Here is an 18,229-nt window from a genome sequence, read left to right as displayed (position 1 = left end):
AACCCAGGGTGTCAATGTAGCGTTGACACGTGACCGTGGAGCTGGCCCAGTTGGCGGACGTTCGCGCCGCCCGCGCCCGACTGGACGAGCAGGAGTTGGAGCTCATCGACCGGGCGCGTCACGACGGCGCGACGTGGGCGCAGATCGCCGAGGCGTTGGGCCTCGGCAGCCGGCAGGCCGCGGAGCAGCGCCGGCAGCGCCTGGTGGCGGCGCGGTGGTCGCGACGGCAGCACCTCGACAGCGGTTACTCGGCGCGGATCGCGGCGCTGCGAACCGCCGTGGCCGACGTCGGGCGGTGGATCGCCGCGGACCGACGATGGGACGCCCGGTTCACTCGGGCGGCGCTCGTGCGAAGCACGGTTGACGCGGCGCTGGATGCCGTCCCGGGCTCGCTGTACGCGTTGGCCCTGCATCTCATGGCCGACCTGGCCGAGGCGGGCGAACGACTGCCGGTGCCCGTGCGCGCCGCCGCAGCGAAGGTCGACGCGGCGCTGTCAATGACACGTTGACACCGGTCGACAGCATTGCCCCGTCAGGGCTCAAGAATCAGGATGTGAGTCGTCTCGGCTCAATCCTGGAGGGCACATGCGTCGCAACGCGGGACTGTTCGTGGCGATCTCGCTGCTGTCCGGCTTCGGCAGCAGTGCCATGTCCCTGGTGGCCGGCATCTGGATCCTGGACCTCACCGGCTCCACCGGGCTCGCGGCCCTCGCCGGGCTCTGCGTGTACGCCCCGGTGCTCGCCGGCCCGTGGCTGGGCGGTCTGCTCGACCGGGCCCCCCGGCGGCCGCTGGTCATCGCGGTCAACCTCACGTTGGCCGCCGCCCTGCTGGCCCTCTTCGCGGTGCGGGGGCCCGGGCAGACGTGGCTCATCTTCGCCGTCTCGTCCGTCTACGGCGTCAGTTACGTGCTCATCGACGCGGGCGAGACGGCGTTGCTGCCGTCCGCGCTGTCACCGACCGAACTCGGCGACGTCAACGGGTGGCGCTCCAGCGCGCAGGAGGGCATGAAGCTCATCGCTCCCCTCGCCGGGGCGGGCCTCTACGCGTGGCGCGGCGGGAACGCGGTCGTCGTACTCAGCGCGGCCATGCCGGTCCTGGTCGCCACCCTGTACGCGGCGGTACGCCTAAACAGGACTCCGCACGACCAGCCCGCACCACGGCGAAACGGCCTGCGTACCGGATTGTCGGTCCTGTTCGGACAGCGAGTGACCCGGGTGCCGGTCACGCTCGCGGCCGTGTCGATCGCCATGTCCGGCTTCACGACCGCGGCGGTCTACGCGGTCGTGATCACGGAGCTGCGCCTACCGACGACGTTCCTGGGCGTGCTGGCCAGCGCGCAGGGCGCCGGTTCCATCATCGGCGGGCTGATTGTCGGCCGGCTGCTCGCCCGACGCGGTCCCATTGCCGTCGGCGTCGCCGGGACGCTGCTGTTCGCGCTCGGTCTCCTGGCGCGTTGCCTGCCGTGGTGGCCGGTCACGATCGCCGGTGCGCTGGTCGCCGGCGTCGGCCTGCCCTGGACCCTGGTCGCGGCGGTGACCGCCGTGCAGACACACACACCGTCGGCGCTGCTGGGCCGGGTCTCCGCGACGGCCAACACCGCGATGTTCGGGCCACTCGTGGTGGCGATCCCCCTCGGCGCCGCGGCCGTCCACCTCGGCGCCCGCCCGCCGCTCGTCGCCGCCGTCGTGATCTGCCTGACGGCCGTGGCTGTCACGCACCCCCGCCCAGAGTCCCTCCGGAGCGCCCGTCGGATGGCTGACCGGGATCCCGCGACCCGATGACGGGCAGGGCGTCACCGGTCGCGTACCGGATGGGTTGCCTGGAAGGCCAGCCGGCGGTCCGCGTCGGCGGCGATGTGGTCGAGGATGTCGTCGAGGTCCAGGAACACCGACCACCGCTCGCGGCCGGTGGCCTCGGCCAGCCGGTCCACGAGCAACCCTTCCAGGTCGGTGACCCGCTTTCCCTTCCACACCCTGTCGGCCACGCTGACCAGCAGGTCGTCGACGCCGATGCCGTCCTGCTGCCAGGACGCGTGGTCACGCGCGAACCGGGCCAGCGCCTCGGAGACACCATGCCCCAGCAGCAGCTCGTAGCCGGCGGGCTCGTGGGCGGATCCGGGCCCGGACAACTCCTCCGGGTGCCGGACCTTGCCGATGTCGTGGGTGGCGGCCCCGAAGAGCACCGCATCGCGATCGAACGGAAGCTGCGGGAACCTTTCCGCCATCGCATCGGTCAGCTGCGCGGCGACGTCGTGCACGGCCCGCAGGTGCGCGGCGAGACGCGGCGGCGCATGCAGGGTCTCCAACAGGGCGACGACCTGGTCGGGCAGGGACCGTAGCGGCGGGTCCGCGGGGGCGGTGAGAGCGCGGCGCAGGGGGTCGGCGGTCACCGCGGCAAGGGTACGGCCACCGCCGGTGGTCCCCCTGGGCTCAGCGCACCAGTCGAAAGAAGGCGCGCAGGTCGGCGATCAGCAGTTCCGGCACCTCGAGCGCGGGAAAGTGCCCGCCACGGTCGTGCTCCTTCCAGTACCGAAGGTCCGGGTAGCGACGGGTCGTCCACCGTCGGGACGGTCGGGGCACTTCGGCGGGAAAGATCGATGCACCGACGGGTACGCGAACCTGCGCGGCGTTCTCACCGCTGATCCACCCGGACACCCGGTCTATGCTCTCCGCGTACAGGCGTGCCGACGATGCCGCAGACCCGGTCAACCAGTAAAGCGTGACCTGGTCAAGGACCTGGTCACGGGTGAGGCCGTGGCCGTTGGGGTCGGTCCAGCTGAGCAACTTCTCGCCCATCCACGCGCACAGGCCGGCCGGAGAATCCAGCAGGGCGTACCCGACGGTCTGCGGCGCGGTGCGGTGGGCTTCGGAGTACGCCGAGCTGGATCTGCCGCGTTCGTGCAGCTGAGCCAGCGCTTCGCGTTCGGCATCGGTGAGGTCGTCGGGGGCGGTCGGATCCGGGCCGACCAGCGGTGGTACCAGATGGATGCCCGCCACGTGCTCGCCGTCCAGGACACCGATGGTGCTGGAGATGCTGGTGCCCCAGTCGCTGCCAGCGGCTCCGTAACGGGTGTAGCCCAGTGCCGCCATGATCTCCGCCCACGTGGCGGCTATCCGTTCGATGCCCCACCCAGGGTGGACGGGTTTGGCGCTGAAGCCGTACCCGGGCAGCGACGGGATCACCACGTCGAAGGCGTCCTCGGCGGTGCCGCCACAGCTCAGCGGGTCGGTGAGCGGCATGATCAGGTCGACCAGTTCCAGCACCGAGCCGGGCCAGCCGTGGGTGAGTACCAGCGGCATCGCACCCGGGTGCGGCGACCGGGCGTGCAGCACGTGGATCGTCAACCCGTTCACGTTGACGAGATACTGCGGGACCGCGTTGAGCCGCGCCTCGGCGGCTCGCCAGTCGTACGCCTCGGCCCAGTAGCCGCAGAGGCTCTGCACCTCGTGCAGGGGTATGCCGTGCGCCCAGCCGGGCGCGGTCGCCGCCTCTGGCCAACGCGTACGCGCCAACCGGTCGCGCAGATCAACCAGCTCGGAATCCGGCACGTGCACCCGGTAGGGCTGAACCTCGACAGGCATACGGCTCCTCAGCTGCCAGAGGCCAGCGCGGTGAGAGCGCGGCGCAGGGGGTCGGCGGTCACGGCGGCAAGGGTACGACCGCCCCGCCCCGCCCCTGCTCCCGTGATCCGCACAGCCTCCGGTGATGCAGAATCACCCCTCATGCCGACGGTTGTTGTTGAGATCCACGTCCCGGTGTGCTCCGGGTTGCCTCCCAGGTGGCGGCCCTCGACCGGGTCCCTGCCGGCGCCCGCGGCTTCGGCCGCATCTGGGCCGAAGCCGCGCTCACACGCGGAGATCGGGTCGCCGCGACCGCACGCGACCACAGGGCGCTTCAGGATCTGACCGAGGCCTACGGGGACCGGGTTCTGCCACTCACCCTCGACGTGACCGACCGCTCGGCCGTGTTCGACGCGGTGTCCCGGGCAGCGGAAACGTTCGGCCAGCCACCTGGAACGACTGGCGCTGGCTGGCGGAGCAGGCGGCGCCGGGCCAGGAGGGTGACCCGGCGTGAGTGCCGGTCGCCGGGCCCGGGTACGACCGCCCCGAGTGCTGCCGCGCCGGCGTCGAGTGCGGTTGCCGACGGGAGCGAGTGCCCGTCGCGACGGGTGGATACTGTCGCACCATGCGGCTGAGTCCGGACGAGGTCGAGCTGTTCGAACGCTCCAGAGCTCGCCTGGAGGCGATCGCCTATCGCCTGCTGGGCTCGGCGAGCGACGCCGAGGACGCCGTCCAGGACACGTTCCTGCGCTGGCAGGCCGCCGACCGGGAGCGCGTCGAGACCCCCGAGGCGTGGTTGACGAAGGTGCTCACCAACCTGTGCCTCAACCAGCTCACCTCGGCGCGGGTCAGGCGGGAGACCTATGTGGGCACCTGGCTGCCCGAGCCGGTCCTCGCCGGAGACCGGATGCTCGGCCCGGTCGACACCGCCGTGCAGCGTGAATCAGTGTCGCTGGCGGTGCTCACGCTCATGGAGCGGCTGTCGACCAACGAGCGTGCGGTGTACGTGTTGCGCGAGGCCTTCGGCTACTCGCACGGCGAGATCGCCGAGATCCTCGACATCACCGAGTCGAACTGCCAGCAGATCTTCCGACGTGCCAAGCAGCACGTCGCCTCGGGCCGGCCCCGCGCGGTGGTGGACGGGGCCACCGCGCGGAAGATCGTCGCGGAGTTCCTCACCGCGGCCGCCAGCGGTGAGATCCAGCCGCTTGTCGAGTTGTTGACCGACGACGCGACGAGCACCGGCGACGGTGGCGGCAAGATCCCGGCCCGGACCGGGGCGATCGTTGGCGCGTCGGCGGTGGCGAGGTTCCTGCGGGGCCTGTTCAAGCCCACCGACGCCAAGCGGAACCTCGTGGGCGGCAGCCTCGCCTTCTATGCCGACGTCGTCAACGGCGCTCCCGCCGTGGTGGTCGTGACCGACGGCCAGGTCTTCGGCGTCATGTCCCTGGAGGTGACGCCGGAGGGCATCGCGGCAGTCCAGAGCCAGGTCAACCCCGACAAACTCGTACGCGCCACGCGCCAGTGGGCCGCCTCCGAGCACGGGGAGCCTCTCCTCGTCGTCTGGTGACCCAGCTCATAGCCGATCCCTGTCAGGAATCGGGTCGCTGTCCGGTTCAGGAGGTGACCAACACCGAGACAGGAGTGACACCATGAAGCACCGGATCGTCGTCCTCGGGGCCGGATACGCCGGAGCGATCGCCGCCGGGCGTCTCGCCAAGCGGCTGCACCCCGGCGACACGGAGATCACCGTCGTCAACGCCGACACCGATTTCGTCGAGCGGGTCCGTATGCACCAACTCGCCACCGGCCAGCACCTCAAGCACCGGCCACTGACCGATGTCTACGCGGGCACCGGCGTCGAGGTCCGCCAGGCCCGGGTCACCGCCGTCGACGTCGACCGCAGGACCGTCGCGCTCGCCGCCGGGAACGGCACCGACGAGATCGCGTACGACACGCTCGTCTACGCACTCGGCAGCGCGGCCGCCGACTATGGCATCCCCGGCGTCGTCGAGCACGCGTACGACATTGCCGGCCGGCACTCGGCGCTGCGGCTGCGCGACCGCCTCGACCGCCTCGCGGCCGGCGGGACCGTGCTCGTCGTCGGCGGGGGTCTCACCGGCCTCGAAGCGGTCACCGAGATCGCGGAGGCCCGGCCGGACCTCGACGTGGCGATCGCCGCCCGTGGTGGCCTCGGTGACTGGCTGAACGAGAAGGCGCAGCAGCACCTGCGCGGAGTCTGCGGCCGACTCGGCATCACCGTGCACGAGCACACCGACATCGCGGGAGTCGAGGCCACCGGCGCGGTCACCGCCGACGGCCGGGTGCTCCCGGCCGACGTGACCGTATGGACGACCGGCTTCGCCGTCCATCCCATCGCCGCCGCCACGAGCCTGACCGTCGCACCGACCGGGCAGATCGTCGTCGACGCCACGATGCGGTCGGTCTCACACCCCGAGGTGTACGCCGTCGGCGACGCCGGGCTCGCGGAAGGGCCGGGCGACAAGCCCCTGCGGATGTCCTGCGCCTCGGGGGTCCCGATGGCCTGGCAGGCCGCCGACGCCATCGCCGCCCGTCTGACCGGTCGAAAGATCCCCAAGGCCCCGCTGCGCTACTTCAACCAGTGCATCAGCCTCGGCCGCCGCGACGGCATCATCCAGTACGTGACCGCCGACGATCGCGCCAAGCCGTCGCTGATCACCGGGAGGCTGGCGGCCCGCTACAAGGAGATCATCTGCAAGGGCGCGGCCTGGGGAGTCGCCCACCCGACGCTGTACCCGGTGCGCCGCCACCACATCACGGCTATCCAGTCGGAGAGCCTCGCGACGATGCCGTGACCGGGTGACTCTCAGTAGAACGAGTATCGACCTGCTTGACTCGTTCGTCATGCTGGAACCGGAACCTACCCCCTTGCCACCCGAGGAGGACTCGTGCGTAAGCCAGCCAAGACTGCCGCCGTTCTCTTCGGGCTCGGTGTCGGCGCCGCGGTCGGCCCATCCCTCGGGCCGGCCGCCGCGTGGTCCGGCGTCACGATCGCCGCGCTCGGCGTCGTGCTCTCCCTCATAGGCACCACGGAGTCCCATCTCGTTGAGGACGGCCTGGTCAACCGCGACGGGGCCGCTGCTGGGACAGCCGACGGGACAACCACCGGAACGCCGGTCGTCACGGACCAACTATCGCGGGACCTACAGCGGCGGCCAACTTTCAGCAGCCTGGGCCCCCATGTCGAGCAGATCATCAAACTCTCCGAACAGCAGGCCAACGACATCCTCATCGCGGCGCGGCTCGAAGCAGAGGGCATCGTGGCCGGCGCCCGACGGGAGGCGGAGGCGCTCCTCAACCGGGCGCACGAACAGGCGGCCGGGATTGCCGGCACGCACGGGGAAGCGCATCCGACACCACCCACCCAAGCGCTGGCGGCAGACGAAGATCCGAGCCGCCACGCCTGACGGAAGCGGATGCATTCCGAGGCGCTACCTGGATTCGATCCGCCCGATGAGGGCGGGGTCCTCGGACCGGCCGCATCCCGCTGTCACCGCAGCAGAGCGCAGCCGGCGCTGCTGTAGCTGACGGTCACGGCGTCGCCCGACTCCGGCTTACGGGCGGCGAACCACGTTAGCTATTCGTGATGGCTGAGGTCCGCACCCGCTCACATGGCGATGACCTCACCTGAGAAAAGCTGTGGGATCAGTGCCTCTCGCAACTAGCGTGGTCGTCGGCGCCACCATGCGGTCGGTCTCACACCCCGAGGTGTACGCCGTTGGCGACGCCGCACTCGCCGAAGGGCCGGGCGGCAAGCCCCTGCGGGCCATTTCGTGAGACGCCCCTGCCTGGGCCGGCCGCGCCCCTGCCTCTGCGCGACGCCGATCAATATGATGACGGCATGCGCAGGGATGCTGAGGCAGCGATACCAGCGCGCCGCCGGTCCTGGTTGGGGGTCGCCGCAGCCAGCGTCATCGCTGTTGGCGCCTGGGTGAGCTACTGGTGGTTGGCCGTGCCCCGCTTCGATGTGTGCCCGGCCGTCCTGCCCGCTCCCGCGGGCTGCGGCGGTGCCGGTCGGGTGGCCACCGCGACCTGGTGGACGGCAATCGTCGCGGTGCTTCTCCTGGCGACAGCCGCCGCTGCCCTGGTCCGCCCCCGGGGGCGCTGGTGGCCGTTCGCCGTGGGGATCGTCGTGCTGGGCATGGCGGCGTTGTGGGGACTCCGGGCCGTCCTCTATCCCGCCGGCTGAGGCGCGGCGACGGCGCTCATCGGTTCACGAACCCGGGATAGGCATCGACCAGCCCGGTGTTCCGCTGCACCAGGAGATGGTCGTCCTCGACCCAGATGGTCTCGCCGGGGTGCACGAGGACCGGTTGGTCCAGGACGAAGTGCCGCCATCGATCGATGAGTGTGAGGCGGTCAGCCTGTTCGCGGTGTATCGGCTGACGCTTCTCCGCTGCACCCACCACAACAGCATCGGCTCGATGCCGGCAGGCGACAACCGCTGGGGGCCGGGCAATCGAAGACGGCACCGTGGGCAGCAAGGTACGGCGCTGGTTCCAGCTGGCCGTCCAGTGCGGCAGCTACCGCGTGAGCGGCCGCCAGCGTGACGTCGCCGTCGCACGTGTCGACCGGAGAATCCTTGATCATCGTCAGCGTCACTCGGCTGGCACCGATGCGGCCGCGCACATGGGCGAGCGCATATCGCGCGCCCGCCGACGCCTCGGTGACGAGCTGATGGTTGACCCGCCTGTCGACCACCGCCCGTGGTCCGTACACGTCCCGCAGCCAGTCGAACGCCTGCGGGGAAACGGCCACCTCGTCCTGGTCGGCCGGCTCAACCTCAACAGAAACCTTCGCCCAGTGAGGCAGCCCCGCGACAATCTGGCGGAGCACGAAGACTGCTTCCACGGGGACAACCTGATCAGTGGGACCGGCGTCGCCGCCCCGCCCCTCCTCACGCAGCTCCGCCATATCGGCATTGGTACCCGCAGGTTGGCCGCCCCGCATCCCCATATCGGCATCGAGGTGTCTGCCCTGGACCCGAGCCGGGCTCCGAAGTGCTGCTACTCGCGACGGCGCGGAAGCCCAGGAGGAACATCGCCGCCCTGCCGGGTCGGATTTACTGGTGCGATGTCCATGCGTCGAGCGCCGGCCATCGCGACCTTCATCGCCGCGGCAGCCATCATCTTCGTCGCCGTGCAGACGCCCGGATGGCTCGCCGGGCGGCGTGACACGGCCCCCGCCGACGTCGTCCCGAGCCGGGTGCAGGACCCGTGGCTGTGGCAGGCAACGGTGGGCCAGCACCCGGTCGGCCCGGCCTCGATGCTCTTCTTCACCGCGCACACCCGTTATTTCGAGTCGACCGGTGTCGTGGTCGGGCGGGACGGCGGCTACCGGTTGCTGCCCATCAACCTGGCCGAGGCGCCCGGCCTGCTCTCGCCCGACGGGCGGTGGTATTTGCGCCCCGGCGTCGGCAGCCTTGTCGACCTACGCACCGGCGACGAACGGCGTACGCACCAACCAGGCTTGAACCCGCTGGCCTGGTCCCCGGACGGGAAGCTGGTCCTCGCGAGCAAGAGCAACGACGACGACGTGATCACGTACGGGCCGGACAACCAGCAGCTCAACGACCCGTCGAAGCCGGACGATCTACTCACATTCGACCCACGGGCCGGAACGCAGCGGGTGCTGCCGGTCGGCACCTTCGCCAGCCACACCTCGGGTGCCTGGTCCCCCGACGGCTCGCTGCTTGCCGTCGTCGGCTCACCGGACCCGGCTGCCGAGATCGCCGAGCGGCAACGGCTGGTGGTGGCCGACCCAGCCGGCGGTGGGGTGCGCTGGCAGGTCGACCTGGGCGAGCGGCGGATGTTGGCGGGCCGCGGCGCCTGGAGCCCCGACGGCCGACGGATCGCCCTGCTCGCCTACGACGGGTGCCCGACCATGCGCTGCGCGGACACCGCCGAGCTGCTCCGGCGCTCGTGGCGGATCGAGTTCCTCGACGCGGCCACCGGCAACCCGGTCGGCGACGCGCTCCCCGTCCCCGGCTCGGCAGTGGAGCTTATCGGCTGGCAGAACGGCGACCCGGTCGTCGAGCGGCAGTCACCGGAGGCGGACCATGAGAAGCGGCGCACCGATCTCGCGGCGATCGGCGTTCGCGGCCAGGAGCGGGTGCTGCTCACCGCCCCGAACGGCGTCAGCGACATTGAGGTGCCCGGCGACCTGCTGAACCGGGCCGCGTTCGGCGGTCCGGAGCCGCGTCCATCCCCATTCGCCGCGCCACCGTGGTTGTACGCCGTACTCGCCGTACCCTTGCTGTTCGCTGTTCTGGCTCTGGTGCGTCGGCAGCGGCGACGCACCGGTCGCTGAGTACGCCTACGGCGAGCTCACCGATCCCCCAGCCCGCGCTACCGGTCCACGTAGTGGTACCGGCAGGCGATGATCTCGACGTCGTCCTTGGAGATCCGGTACACCAGCCGGTGTTCGCGATCGATGCGGCGGGACCAGAAACCGGACAGCTCGCCCCGAAGAGGTTCCGGCTTACCGATGCCCTCATAACCGTTGCGCAGCACGTCCGCGAGAAGATCGTTGATGCGCTTGACCAACTTGCGGTCCGTGTGACTGAGATATTGACTCCAGGCCGTTGCGGTGAAGACCAGCCTCATGCGACGTCCTGCACGGTGGCCGGATCGATCAACTCCCGCTCGGCCGCGTCACCCTCCTCCAGTTCCGCGATCGATCGCCGCAGAGCGGCGGCGTTGCTCGGGTTACGCAGGAGGTATTCGGTCTCCTTCATCGACTCGTACTCCGCAAGCGGCACGATCACCACTGGCTCATGGCCTGAACGGGTCACCACCACCTCCTCGGCGTCGTTGATGACGCTGTCGAGTTCGGCGGCCAGGTTTTGCCGTAGCTGAGTGAAATTGACGGTCCGCATGACCACCTCCAGAGCAGGTACAGAAAATTGTACCTCGGGGTGGGTGACGCGAACTGCACGGTTTCCGCCTTCGGGTAGCGGAGAGTCCATCGATAGCCCTATTCTACTAGCCAACTAGTGAAATGGGGTGGCGAGGTGATCGAGTTTCACCTGGACTCACGGTCCGGGGTCGCGCCGTACATGCAGCTCATCCGGCAGGTGCGGCACGCGCTCCGGCTCGGCGTCCTGAACGAAGGGGACAAGCTGCCCACGGTCAAGGAGGTCGTGGCCCGGGTCGCGATCAACCCGAACACGGTTTCCAAGGCATACCGCGAGCTGGAGTACGAGGGCCTGGTCACGGCCCGGCCAGGGCTGGGCACGTTCGTCACCCGCACGCTGGGCAGCGACTCGCTGAGCAAGCACGAACCGCTGCGGCAGGCCCTGACGCGCTGGCTGACCGAGGCTCGGGAGGCGGGCCTGGACGACGAGAGCATCGAGGCGCTCTTCCTGAGCAGTTTTCGTGCGTTTTCGGAGGCCCGAGCATGACTAGCGCGCTGGTCGCCGACAGTCTGACCAAGCGATACGGGCGGCGTACCGCACTCAAGGACTGCACTCTGGACATCCCAGCCGGCCACGTCGTGGGCCTGGTCGGGCCGAACGGCGCCGGTAAGTCCACGCTGCTGCAACTGGCCTGTGGGCTGCTCGATCCGACCGCGGGACGGATCGAGGTGCTCGGCACGCGACCGGTCAGCGGGTCGCCGCGGGTCGGGTTCGTCGCGCAGGACACTCCGGTCTATGCCGGCCTGACCGTTGCGGACCACCTGCGGATGGGCGCGCACCTCAATCCGTCCTGGGACGCTGCGCTCGCCGAACAGCGGATCGCCCAGGTCGGCCTGGACCCGAACCAGAAGGCGGGCAAGCTCTCCGGCGGTCAGCGCGCCCAACTGGCCCTGACCGTCGCCGCGGCGAAGCGGCCCAATCTCCTGCTGCTCGACGAGCCGGTGGCCGCACTCGACCCGCTCGCCCGGCGCACCTTCCTTCAGGGGCTGATGGAGCTGACCGCCGAGCAGGGCATGAGCATCGTGATGTCCTCGCACCTGGTCGCCGACCTGGAACGGGTCTGCGACTACCTGATCGTGCTGGTCGCCTCTCAGGTACGGGTGGCCGGTGACGTGGACGACCTGCTCGCCACCCACCACCGCCTCGTCGGGCAGCGGCGCGACACCGTCGACCTGGGCGCCGGGCGGGCCCTGGTGGAGCAGAGCCACACCGACGTGCAGTCGACCCTGGTGGTACGCAGCACCGCTCCGATCGTCGACCCGTCCTGGCAGGTCGATCAGCTGGACCTGGAGGACATCGTGCTGGCGTACATGAGCGGAGCCGCCGGCAACGGGCCGGACCGGGTTCTGGAGGGACAGCGATGATCTGGATGACCTGGCGGCAGTTCCGGACCCCTGCCCTGACCACCGGCGCCCTGCTGCTGGCGCTGATGGGCGGCCTGGCGCTGACCTGGGCGGAGGTGACGGACCTGGCCACGCAGACCGGATACACCGGCTGCCAGGGCGATGCCTGCCTCGCCGCAGGCGACGCGTTCCTCCAAGCGCTGCAGCCGGGCTGGGCGAGCGAGTTCCACCTTGCCGCCATCGCGGCCCTGTACCTGCTGCCGGCCCTCGTGGGCATCTTCTGGGGCGCGCCGCTGGTGGCCCGAGAGCTGGAGTCCGGCACGTACCGAATGGTCTTCAGTCAGTCCGTCAGCCGGGACCGCTGGCTGCTGGTCAAGCTGGCGGTCGGCGGTGGGGCCGCGGCGCTCGGCGCCGGCCTGCTCAGCCTGATGCTGACCAGGTGGGCGCAGCCGATCGACGGAGCCTCGGCGGACCGGATGAACCCGCTGGTGTTCGCGGCCCGGGGGATCGTGCCGGTCGGCTACGCGGCGCTGGCCTTCATGGTCGGTGTCACCACCGGGCTGCTGCTGCGACGGACCCTCGCCGCGATGGCGGTGACCCTGCTCGTGATCGTCGGCCTCCAGATCGCCGCGCCATTCGTGGTGCGCCCCTGGTTGGCCCAGCCGGTCGTCACGGTCAGCCCGCTGGATGTGGACGGGAGGTACGGAATCTCGATGAGCCCCGACACCGGACGGATGACGCTCCAGGTCGAGCAAGATCGCCGGGGTGACTGGGTCGTGTCGAGCACCACGATCACCTCGACCGGAGCCGAGTTCAATGGTCCGGCGGACATGACCCAGTGCGGCCCGGATGCGCCCCGCCATCGCGAGACGTGCCCAAGATGGTTGGAGAAGCAGAACCTCAGGCAGGAGGTGACCTACGTGCCCGGCTCGAAGTTCTGGACCCTGCAGTGGCGGGAGTTCGGCGTGCTGTTCGCGCTGACTGCCGTACTGTCCCTGTTTTCTCTGTGGTGGATCCGACGCCGGCTGGTCTGACCGCCAGAGCGGCTAGTGATCCACACCGCTTCGCCGAAATGGCGGTATCCGCCGCGATAGATACCCCCACATCGGCGATATGGAGTCGATCACGCCTGATCGACCTGGCGCCACCGACGAAGCGGACCCCCTGCTCGGCAGGGGGTCCGCAACCCGGATCAGGGACGAGGTCCAGCTCGGATCAGCTCAGGAGCTTCCAGGGTCCGGAGGGGTCACCGGGGGCCTGGTTGCGCGTCCACCACTTGCTCTCGTAGGAATGACCGGCGTACGAAACCTGGTCGCCGGCGTTGAAGATGCGCGACGCAGTCCAGATCGTCCGGCCGTCCTCGGTGAGGGCCAGTTCCTGCCACGGACCGTTCGGGTCACCTGGCTTCTGGTTCTGGGTCCACCAGGACGCCAGGTACACCTTGCCGTCGAGGCTGACCTTGTCGCCCGTGTTGTAAATCTTCGTTGCGGTCCACGCGGGCGGCAGGTTCACCGTCAGCGTCACGGTGCCCTGGGCCGCGCTGAGCGTGTCGCTGCCCGAGTAGAGCGCGGTGAGCTCGTGGCTGCCGGCCGCCAGACCGGCAGGGAGCGTGAACGTCGCACGGTTGGCGGAGAGCGTCGCCGTGCCGCGGGCGGTGTCGCCCTCCCGCAGTTCGACCGTGCCGAGGGCGGGCTTGCCGCCGGCACTCACGGTCACGGTCACCGTCGCGGCGGTGCCCCAGTTCACCGGGGCGGCCGTCGCGGTCACCACCGGCTTGGCCACCCCCGGCGATGGCGCGGTGGAGGTGACGAAGTCGCGGCAAAGGCTGTCGGCGTCTTTGCCGTCGGGGGCGCGGGTGTTGCTGCGCCCAGGTCCGGCGGCGGAGCCGGCGACCACCACGATGCAGCCCCCGCCGCCCTGGTCGGCCTCCAGCACCGCCAGCTCCGGGCTGGTGATGGTTCCGTTCCCGCTCGAACTGCTCTGCTGAGAGCCGTAGACCATCGCGTCGACGACCACCGCGCCGGTGGCGTCCCGCAGCGCGATCGAGCCGGCGCTGACGGACAGAGCGCCTCCGAACCACTGGTCAGGCCTTGGCGACCCCTGGTATCCCGCCGTGGTGACCTGCGGGTTCACGATGGCCGCGCCGAGCGGGTGGCCGGTGTTCACGGCGGTGTCGAGCGTGATGCCACTGCCGAGCGCCTGAACCGACACTCCGCTCGAGTGCGCTCGGCTCGTGGCCGGCGAGAAGCTGATGCCGGTGCCCCGATCGGACACGTCGACGGCGGAGCGGTGGTTGAACCGAAGCGGGGCGGTCAGAGTGATGCCGGTCCCGTTCACGCCGGTGGTGCCGATCTCGGCGACCGTGACGACCTCCTTGTATTCTCCGGCGTCGATCGTCAGCTTGTCACCGACCGTCATGTTGGCATTGGCCGCGACCTTGATGTTGGACGCGCCCGCGGCCGCCGCTGCCGACAGGGTCGTTTGCGTGGACGCCTTGCCGACCTCGGTCACCGTGGCCAACTCGTAGTTGGCGGCCGAGTCGATGGCGATCTTCTGTCCCACCGCGAAGCCTGCCGCACTCGTGACCGGCACATTGGTCGAGCCTGCGGGAATCGTCAGCCACGGCCCGGTGGTGACGGGCACGAACAGCGTCGTCGGCGTGGTGGCCGCGGTCCCGACCGCTTGGACAACGCGGGTCCCCCGGCCCGAGCCGTTGTCTATGTCGATCTGCTGGCCGACAGCGAAATCGGTGGTGCTTCGGACGTTGATCGTGGTCGCGCCCGGGTTCGCCGGGGCCGCCAGCCCCGAACCGGACAGACCAAGCAGGTAGGTGCCGCCGGCCGCGAGCTTCGTCGAGGCCGGGATCGTCGCGAGCAGGGTCGCAGCGGACTGGCCCGGCGTGTTGGTCAGAGTCCAGTTCGAGATGTCGATATCGACGCCCGTGGGGTTGTAGAGCTCGATGAACTGGTCGGTGGCATTGCTACTGGTCCGGAACCGGACCTCGTTGATCTTCACAGGGAGTACGTTGCGGACGGCCTGAGCGATCGACGTCGACTGGCCCCCGCCAAGCGTCGGACTGGTCCACCCGGCCTTGCCGCTCAGGTAGCCAGCACCCGTCGTCGACGCCGCGGTGACCGTGAAGGTCGCCTCCACGCTTGCGCCGGGCTCAACTGCGGAGATCGTCTTCGACGTGTTGCTGGTGCCGGAGACGACGGCTTTCCACCCGTTGGGCGTGGCGAGGCTCAGCTCGACGTCAGTCGCACGTGAGCCGGTGGTGTTCGTGAACGTCTCGGTGACACTCTGCGTCGAGCCCGGCGTGAAGGTCGTGGCCCGCGAGAGACTCAGCCGCTGTACCTCGTACTTCGCCGCGACGATGTTGGCCTGAACCGCCTGCACGCTGGCGTCCGTCGGGTAACCGGCCGTCATCACGCCTTCGTAGAAGGTGCCGGCTGAGCCGTTGCCGTTGTCGCCGCCATTGCCCAGCTGAACAGCACCCCTGCGGTGCATCGGGAAGTAGGTGCTGTTGGTCAGCGAGCCGGGGCGAGGTCCACTGTAGAAGGTCGAGAGGGTGCCGTCCTGCGCGTTGCCACCTCGCAGATCCCATTGATTCCCGCCACCGCCGTTCACCGAACCGGTCACGAACCGCCACGAGTCGATGGTCGGATCCGCCTCGTTCACGCCAGCGTTGTAGCCGGAGAACAGCCCGGCCTCCATGTCGGACATGATCCAGGGGCCCGGACCTCGGCCCTTGCCCCACGCGGTGGCGGTGCCGAAGTAGACGGTGTCCATGGTGCCCGTTCCCACGGCACGACTGTTGGTCGAGGTGTTGCCGTAGTTGAAGCAGCACCCGCTGTCGAAGTGCGTGCCGTCGAAGACCATGTAGATCCCCTGCGGCTCATCGTCCTTCGCGAGGTAGGAGGCGTCGTTGTTGCGATACCCCATGCCCGGCATGATGTAGACGCCATAGGCTTTGTGGCCGCTGACAGTCACCGGCGCCATGTCGGCGATCGAAAGCGTGTTGTAACCCCCCACCTCCTGGCCCCGGAACGTTCCCGGTGGCGCCTGGTAAAGGTGGTTGCCCTTGCCGGACTGGTCGTAGACGACCGTGATCAGACAGAGCGTGCTGGCACAGAATGCGTCCTGCGCGGCGGCGTCGGCGTATCCGCCCGCGTCCGGAACCGGCCCAGCGGATGGTGCGACGATGCCGATATCTTTGACCGCCTGGTCTGATGTGCGCAGGACCTGGTAGAGCGGGCCGTCATACGAGGCGGAGAGCGCTCGCGTGGTGCTGTGGGCGGTCACGCACGGGGTGGAATCGGCGGCATAGATGTCACAGGGGCCTTGCGGTCTGGCTGGCGCCGCCGGCTCGCTCGCCTGCGCTGGCAGCGCCAACGCAAGTGAGGTGCCGACAAGCGATAACGCGATCGCTGCACGAGTGGCGAGTCTTCTGTGGTGGGCGCGGGCGGTGGTGGGTCTGAACATGGATCAGCTCCTACTGCGTCCTGCTTGACCGAGCCGAGCTTTGGCGTGGCCGTGAGGCGGGCCGGGTTGCTGGTGCGCGATCACCGGAAGGTCACGCACGATGTGGCGGCACTGTTCGGTCGCCGTTGTGGCGCACGGGTGCCACATGCCGATGTGAGCGACAACATGCAGGTCGTGAGGACTGCCGCATAGCCGCAATGGTGAGGGTTGTTAGCGCTAACAACGTCGGTGGACATTGATTGAAACATCGCCGACACATTGGTGTCAACGGTTGCGGTCGGCCCCCGGGGATAGGTCTCCAGCCCAGTCAAATGTGGACAGACCGGGTCCTGCCGCCCCAGCGCCTAAGGGCGTCCCGCCGCTGAAACTCGAACACGTGACGGCGCGGGCGGCGAGTTCGGTACGGCACGTGCCCTATCGCGTGCCGCCCTGAACCGAGTCAGTCCCTCTCAGTAGCCTGCCCGACAAGCCGGCCGGAAACCGTGGCGGCAGAGTCGTACGAGGGAGCTTGTGGTGTCCGCGATCGCGTCTTTGACCCTGGTCCCCAGGGACAGCATCACCGAGTTGGCCCGCCTGGCCCGCACATCGCCGTCGTCGCTCCATTCATACCTGGCCGAACACGGGAGCAGGGCGCGGCAGGAGTACGAATGGTCCGGCTACTGCATGCTCAACGTCCTGACCTATCTGGAGGAGCGCGGCATCGACCTGGAGCGGTCCGGGTTCAATGCCGAGTCGGAGGCCATCAACAGCGCCTACGGGCTGACCGTACTCATCACTCCCGCCACGGAGCGATTATTGGATCAGCTCGACCCCACTGGTCACCGTGCGGAGGAGTTGGCCGCTCACTTCGATGAAATGGGGATGGACTTCGAGGAGAGCGGCATGGTCGCTCTTGACGGGCTGAGGCTGTTGCGCGACAGCATCTCCGAACTCCGCGATGACCAGGTGTTGCTGCTGCACATTGGCTGAAGGCATTCGAGCACCTCGGTCGGTGGCCGGATGGCCGGTTTGGTTCATGCGACGGCGGGAACCCTCGGCACCGGAAGGTCGGGGTGCAACGGGTCCTTTCATACCGAAACGGCCCACTAGCACATGCAGGCGGTTAGCCCTGCCTGCGGGTGCGTGCGCCCAGGTGCCCTCAACCGTTGGGGGAGGCTCATGCGCTGGTTCCGTGCGGCCAGCGACGGCTCCACGAAGGACACAACCCGATCCAGCAACCCGATCGGCGCGGAACGGGATCCGAAGAGGTTGGTCACCTTCAGCGACGCGGTTATCGCCATCGCCGTTACCTTGCTGGTCCTGGAGATCCAGCCGCCGGAGGACACCGAGCACCTGCTTCGCGGTCTCATCGAACTGTGGCCCTCATACGTGGCCTACGCCATCACCTTCCTACTGATCGGGCAGATGTGGGTGAATCACCACGTCATGTTCGATCACATCGGCTCGGCCGACCGCCCACTGCTCCTGCTCAACACCCTGCTGCTGATGGTGATCGCGTTCCTGCCGTTCGCCTCATCCCTGCTGGCCCACGCCTTCGAGTCCGGCCACGGCAAGCAAACCGCACTCATCTTCTACGGAGCCACCTACGAGCTGGCCGCCATCCTCTTCAATGTGATCTGGGAGTACGCCAGACATGGCCGTCGCTTGCTGAACTCCGCCACCGACAACGACACCGCCAGGGCGATCAGCAGACGTTTCCGCCCCGCGCCGTTTTGGATCGCCGCCGGAACCGCTCTGGGCGCTCTTCATCCGGTCGTGGGCCTCGTCGTGGTCATCGCGTTCGTCCCCTTCTACTGGTGGCCAATCAATGGCGAGGTCGCCAGCATCAGGCGCATCCGCGAGCAGAGTCCCGGCGCCCTGTAGCCCGACCTTCTCCAGGCATTCC

The 18,229-nt window shown here is 69.2% G+C and carries 20 protein-coding genes; 14 read left to right on the top strand and 6 right to left on the bottom strand.

Going from position 1 to position 18,229, the window contains the following annotated elements; genetic code table 11:
* The first annotated feature begins 29 nt into the window (after nucleotides 1-29).
* Both C7C45_RS22095 and C7C45_RS22090 read left to right on the top strand, forming a co-directional pair.
* Nucleotides 30-509, top strand: coding sequence for a hypothetical protein (locus C7C45_RS22095; RefSeq protein WP_110565604.1), 480 nt, complete (start codon nucleotides 30-32; stop codon nucleotides 507-509).
* Between the two features lie 76 nt (nucleotides 510-585).
* Nucleotides 586-1,782, top strand: coding sequence for an MFS transporter (locus C7C45_RS22090; protein WP_110565603.1), 1,197 nt, complete (start codon nucleotides 586-588; stop codon nucleotides 1,780-1,782).
* A gap of 11 nt (nucleotides 1,783-1,793) precedes the next feature.
* Here the strand turns inward: C7C45_RS22090 and C7C45_RS22085 are convergent, their stop codons facing one another.
* Both C7C45_RS22085 and C7C45_RS22080 read right to left on the bottom strand, forming a co-directional pair.
* Complete coding sequence (locus C7C45_RS22085; protein WP_110565602.1) at nucleotides 1,794-2,390, bottom strand: HD domain-containing protein; 597 nt, start codon at nucleotides 2,388-2,390, stop codon at nucleotides 1,794-1,796.
* 40 nt (nucleotides 2,391-2,430) lie between these two features.
* On the bottom strand, nucleotides 2,431-3,582 hold the full coding sequence (locus C7C45_RS22080; RefSeq protein WP_110565601.1) for an epoxide hydrolase family protein: 1,152 nt from the start codon (nucleotides 3,580-3,582) through the stop codon (nucleotides 2,431-2,433).
* 176 nt (nucleotides 3,583-3,758) lie between these two features.
* On the opposite strand from C7C45_RS22080, the gene C7C45_RS22075 reads away from it, so the two are divergent.
* The 6 genes from C7C45_RS22075 to C7C45_RS22055 all read left to right on the top strand — a co-directional run bounded on the left by C7C45_RS22075 (nucleotide 3,759) and on the right by C7C45_RS22055 (nucleotide 7,792).
* Nucleotides 3,759-4,196, top strand: coding sequence for an SDR family NAD(P)-dependent oxidoreductase (locus C7C45_RS22075; RefSeq protein ID WP_341866503.1), 438 nt, complete (start codon nucleotides 3,759-3,761; stop codon nucleotides 4,194-4,196).
* Complete coding sequence (locus tag C7C45_RS22070; RefSeq protein WP_110565600.1) at nucleotides 4,187-5,131, top strand: RNA polymerase sigma-70 factor; 945 nt, start codon at nucleotides 4,187-4,189, stop codon at nucleotides 5,129-5,131. Before C7C45_RS22075 ends, C7C45_RS22070 begins: the two co-directional genes overlap by 10 nt.
* Nucleotides 5,132-5,213: 82 nt before the next feature.
* On the top strand, nucleotides 5,214-6,398 hold the full coding sequence (locus C7C45_RS22065) for an NAD(P)/FAD-dependent oxidoreductase (RefSeq protein WP_110565599.1): 1,185 nt from the start codon (nucleotides 5,214-5,216) through the stop codon (nucleotides 6,396-6,398).
* Between the two features lie 93 nt (nucleotides 6,399-6,491).
* Nucleotides 6,492-7,010, top strand: coding sequence for a hypothetical protein (locus C7C45_RS22060; protein ID WP_110565598.1), 519 nt, complete (start codon nucleotides 6,492-6,494; stop codon nucleotides 7,008-7,010).
* Nucleotides 7,011-7,251: 241 nt separating this feature from the next.
* On the top strand, nucleotides 7,252-7,380 hold the full coding sequence (locus C7C45_RS35550; RefSeq protein ID WP_280101386.1) for a hypothetical protein: 129 nt from the start codon (nucleotides 7,252-7,254) through the stop codon (nucleotides 7,378-7,380).
* A gap of 64 nt (nucleotides 7,381-7,444) precedes the next feature.
* Nucleotides 7,445-7,792: a hypothetical protein gene (locus C7C45_RS22055; protein ID WP_110565597.1), complete on the top strand. Its 348-nt coding sequence runs from the start codon at nucleotides 7,445-7,447 to the stop codon at nucleotides 7,790-7,792.
* 170 nt (nucleotides 7,793-7,962) lie between these two features.
* On the opposite strand, the gene C7C45_RS33680 is transcribed toward C7C45_RS22055, so the two are convergent.
* Complete coding sequence (locus C7C45_RS33680; RefSeq protein WP_146247372.1) at nucleotides 7,963-8,517, bottom strand: hypothetical protein; 555 nt, start codon at nucleotides 8,515-8,517, stop codon at nucleotides 7,963-7,965.
* A 159-nt stretch (nucleotides 8,518-8,676) separates the two neighbouring features.
* On the opposite strand from C7C45_RS33680, the gene C7C45_RS22045 reads away from it, so the two are divergent.
* The gene (locus C7C45_RS22045) at nucleotides 8,677-9,912 is read left to right on the top strand and encodes a TolB family protein (RefSeq protein ID WP_146247371.1); all 1,236 of its coding nucleotides are present in this window, start codon (nucleotides 8,677-8,679) and stop codon (nucleotides 9,910-9,912) included.
* 38 nt (nucleotides 9,913-9,950) lie between these two features.
* Here C7C45_RS22045 and C7C45_RS22040 read toward each other — a convergent pair whose 3' ends face one another.
* Nucleotides 9,951-10,208, bottom strand: a complete 258-nt coding sequence (locus C7C45_RS22040) for a Txe/YoeB family addiction module toxin (protein WP_110565594.1) — start codon at nucleotides 10,206-10,208, stop codon at nucleotides 9,951-9,953.
* On the bottom strand, nucleotides 10,205-10,480 hold the full coding sequence (locus tag C7C45_RS22035; protein ID WP_167454788.1) for a type II toxin-antitoxin system Phd/YefM family antitoxin: 276 nt from the start codon (nucleotides 10,478-10,480) through the stop codon (nucleotides 10,205-10,207). The genes C7C45_RS22040 and C7C45_RS22035 overlap by 4 nt, the downstream gene beginning before the upstream one ends.
* Before the next feature lie 135 nt (nucleotides 10,481-10,615).
* Between C7C45_RS22035 and C7C45_RS22030 the strand changes: the two genes are divergently transcribed.
* From C7C45_RS22030 to C7C45_RS22020, 3 genes are read left to right on the top strand one after another with little or no spacing between them, the layout of a single operon-like run.
* Nucleotides 10,616-11,005, top strand: coding sequence for a GntR family transcriptional regulator (locus C7C45_RS22030; protein WP_110565758.1), 390 nt, complete (start codon nucleotides 10,616-10,618; stop codon nucleotides 11,003-11,005).
* The gene (locus C7C45_RS22025; protein ID WP_110565592.1) at nucleotides 11,002-11,883 is read left to right on the top strand and encodes an ABC transporter ATP-binding protein; all 882 of its coding nucleotides are present in this window, start codon (nucleotides 11,002-11,004) and stop codon (nucleotides 11,881-11,883) included. The genes C7C45_RS22030 and C7C45_RS22025 overlap by 4 nt, the downstream gene beginning before the upstream one ends.
* Entirely contained in the window at nucleotides 11,880-12,896 is a 1,017-nt protein-coding gene (locus C7C45_RS22020) for an ABC transporter permease subunit (RefSeq protein WP_110565591.1), read from the top strand. Before C7C45_RS22025 ends, C7C45_RS22020 begins: the two co-directional genes overlap by 4 nt.
* 181 nt (nucleotides 12,897-13,077) lie before the next feature.
* Here C7C45_RS22020 and C7C45_RS22015 read toward each other — a convergent pair whose 3' ends face one another.
* Nucleotides 13,078-16,344, bottom strand: a complete 3,267-nt coding sequence (locus tag C7C45_RS22015; protein WP_110565590.1) for an arabinofuranosidase catalytic domain-containing protein — start codon at nucleotides 16,342-16,344, stop codon at nucleotides 13,078-13,080.
* 513 nt (nucleotides 16,345-16,857) lie between these two features.
* Here C7C45_RS22015 and C7C45_RS22005 point away from each other — a divergent pair.
* Nucleotides 16,858-17,313 (top strand): hypothetical protein, encoded by a 456-nt coding sequence (locus C7C45_RS22005; protein ID WP_146247370.1) that lies wholly within the window; start codon nucleotides 16,858-16,860, stop codon nucleotides 17,311-17,313.
* Between the two features lie 189 nt (nucleotides 17,314-17,502).
* Nucleotides 17,503-18,207 (top strand): TMEM175 family protein, encoded by a 705-nt coding sequence (locus C7C45_RS22000; protein WP_110565588.1) that lies wholly within the window; start codon nucleotides 17,503-17,505, stop codon nucleotides 18,205-18,207.
* Nucleotides 18,208-18,229 lie beyond the last annotated feature (22 nt).

The sequence above is a fragment of the Micromonospora arborensis genome (assembly GCF_003205615.1).
Lineage (GTDB): Bacteria > Actinomycetota > Actinomycetes > Mycobacteriales > Micromonosporaceae > Micromonospora > Micromonospora arborensis.
This window is presented reverse-complemented; position numbering and strand designations above follow the sequence as displayed.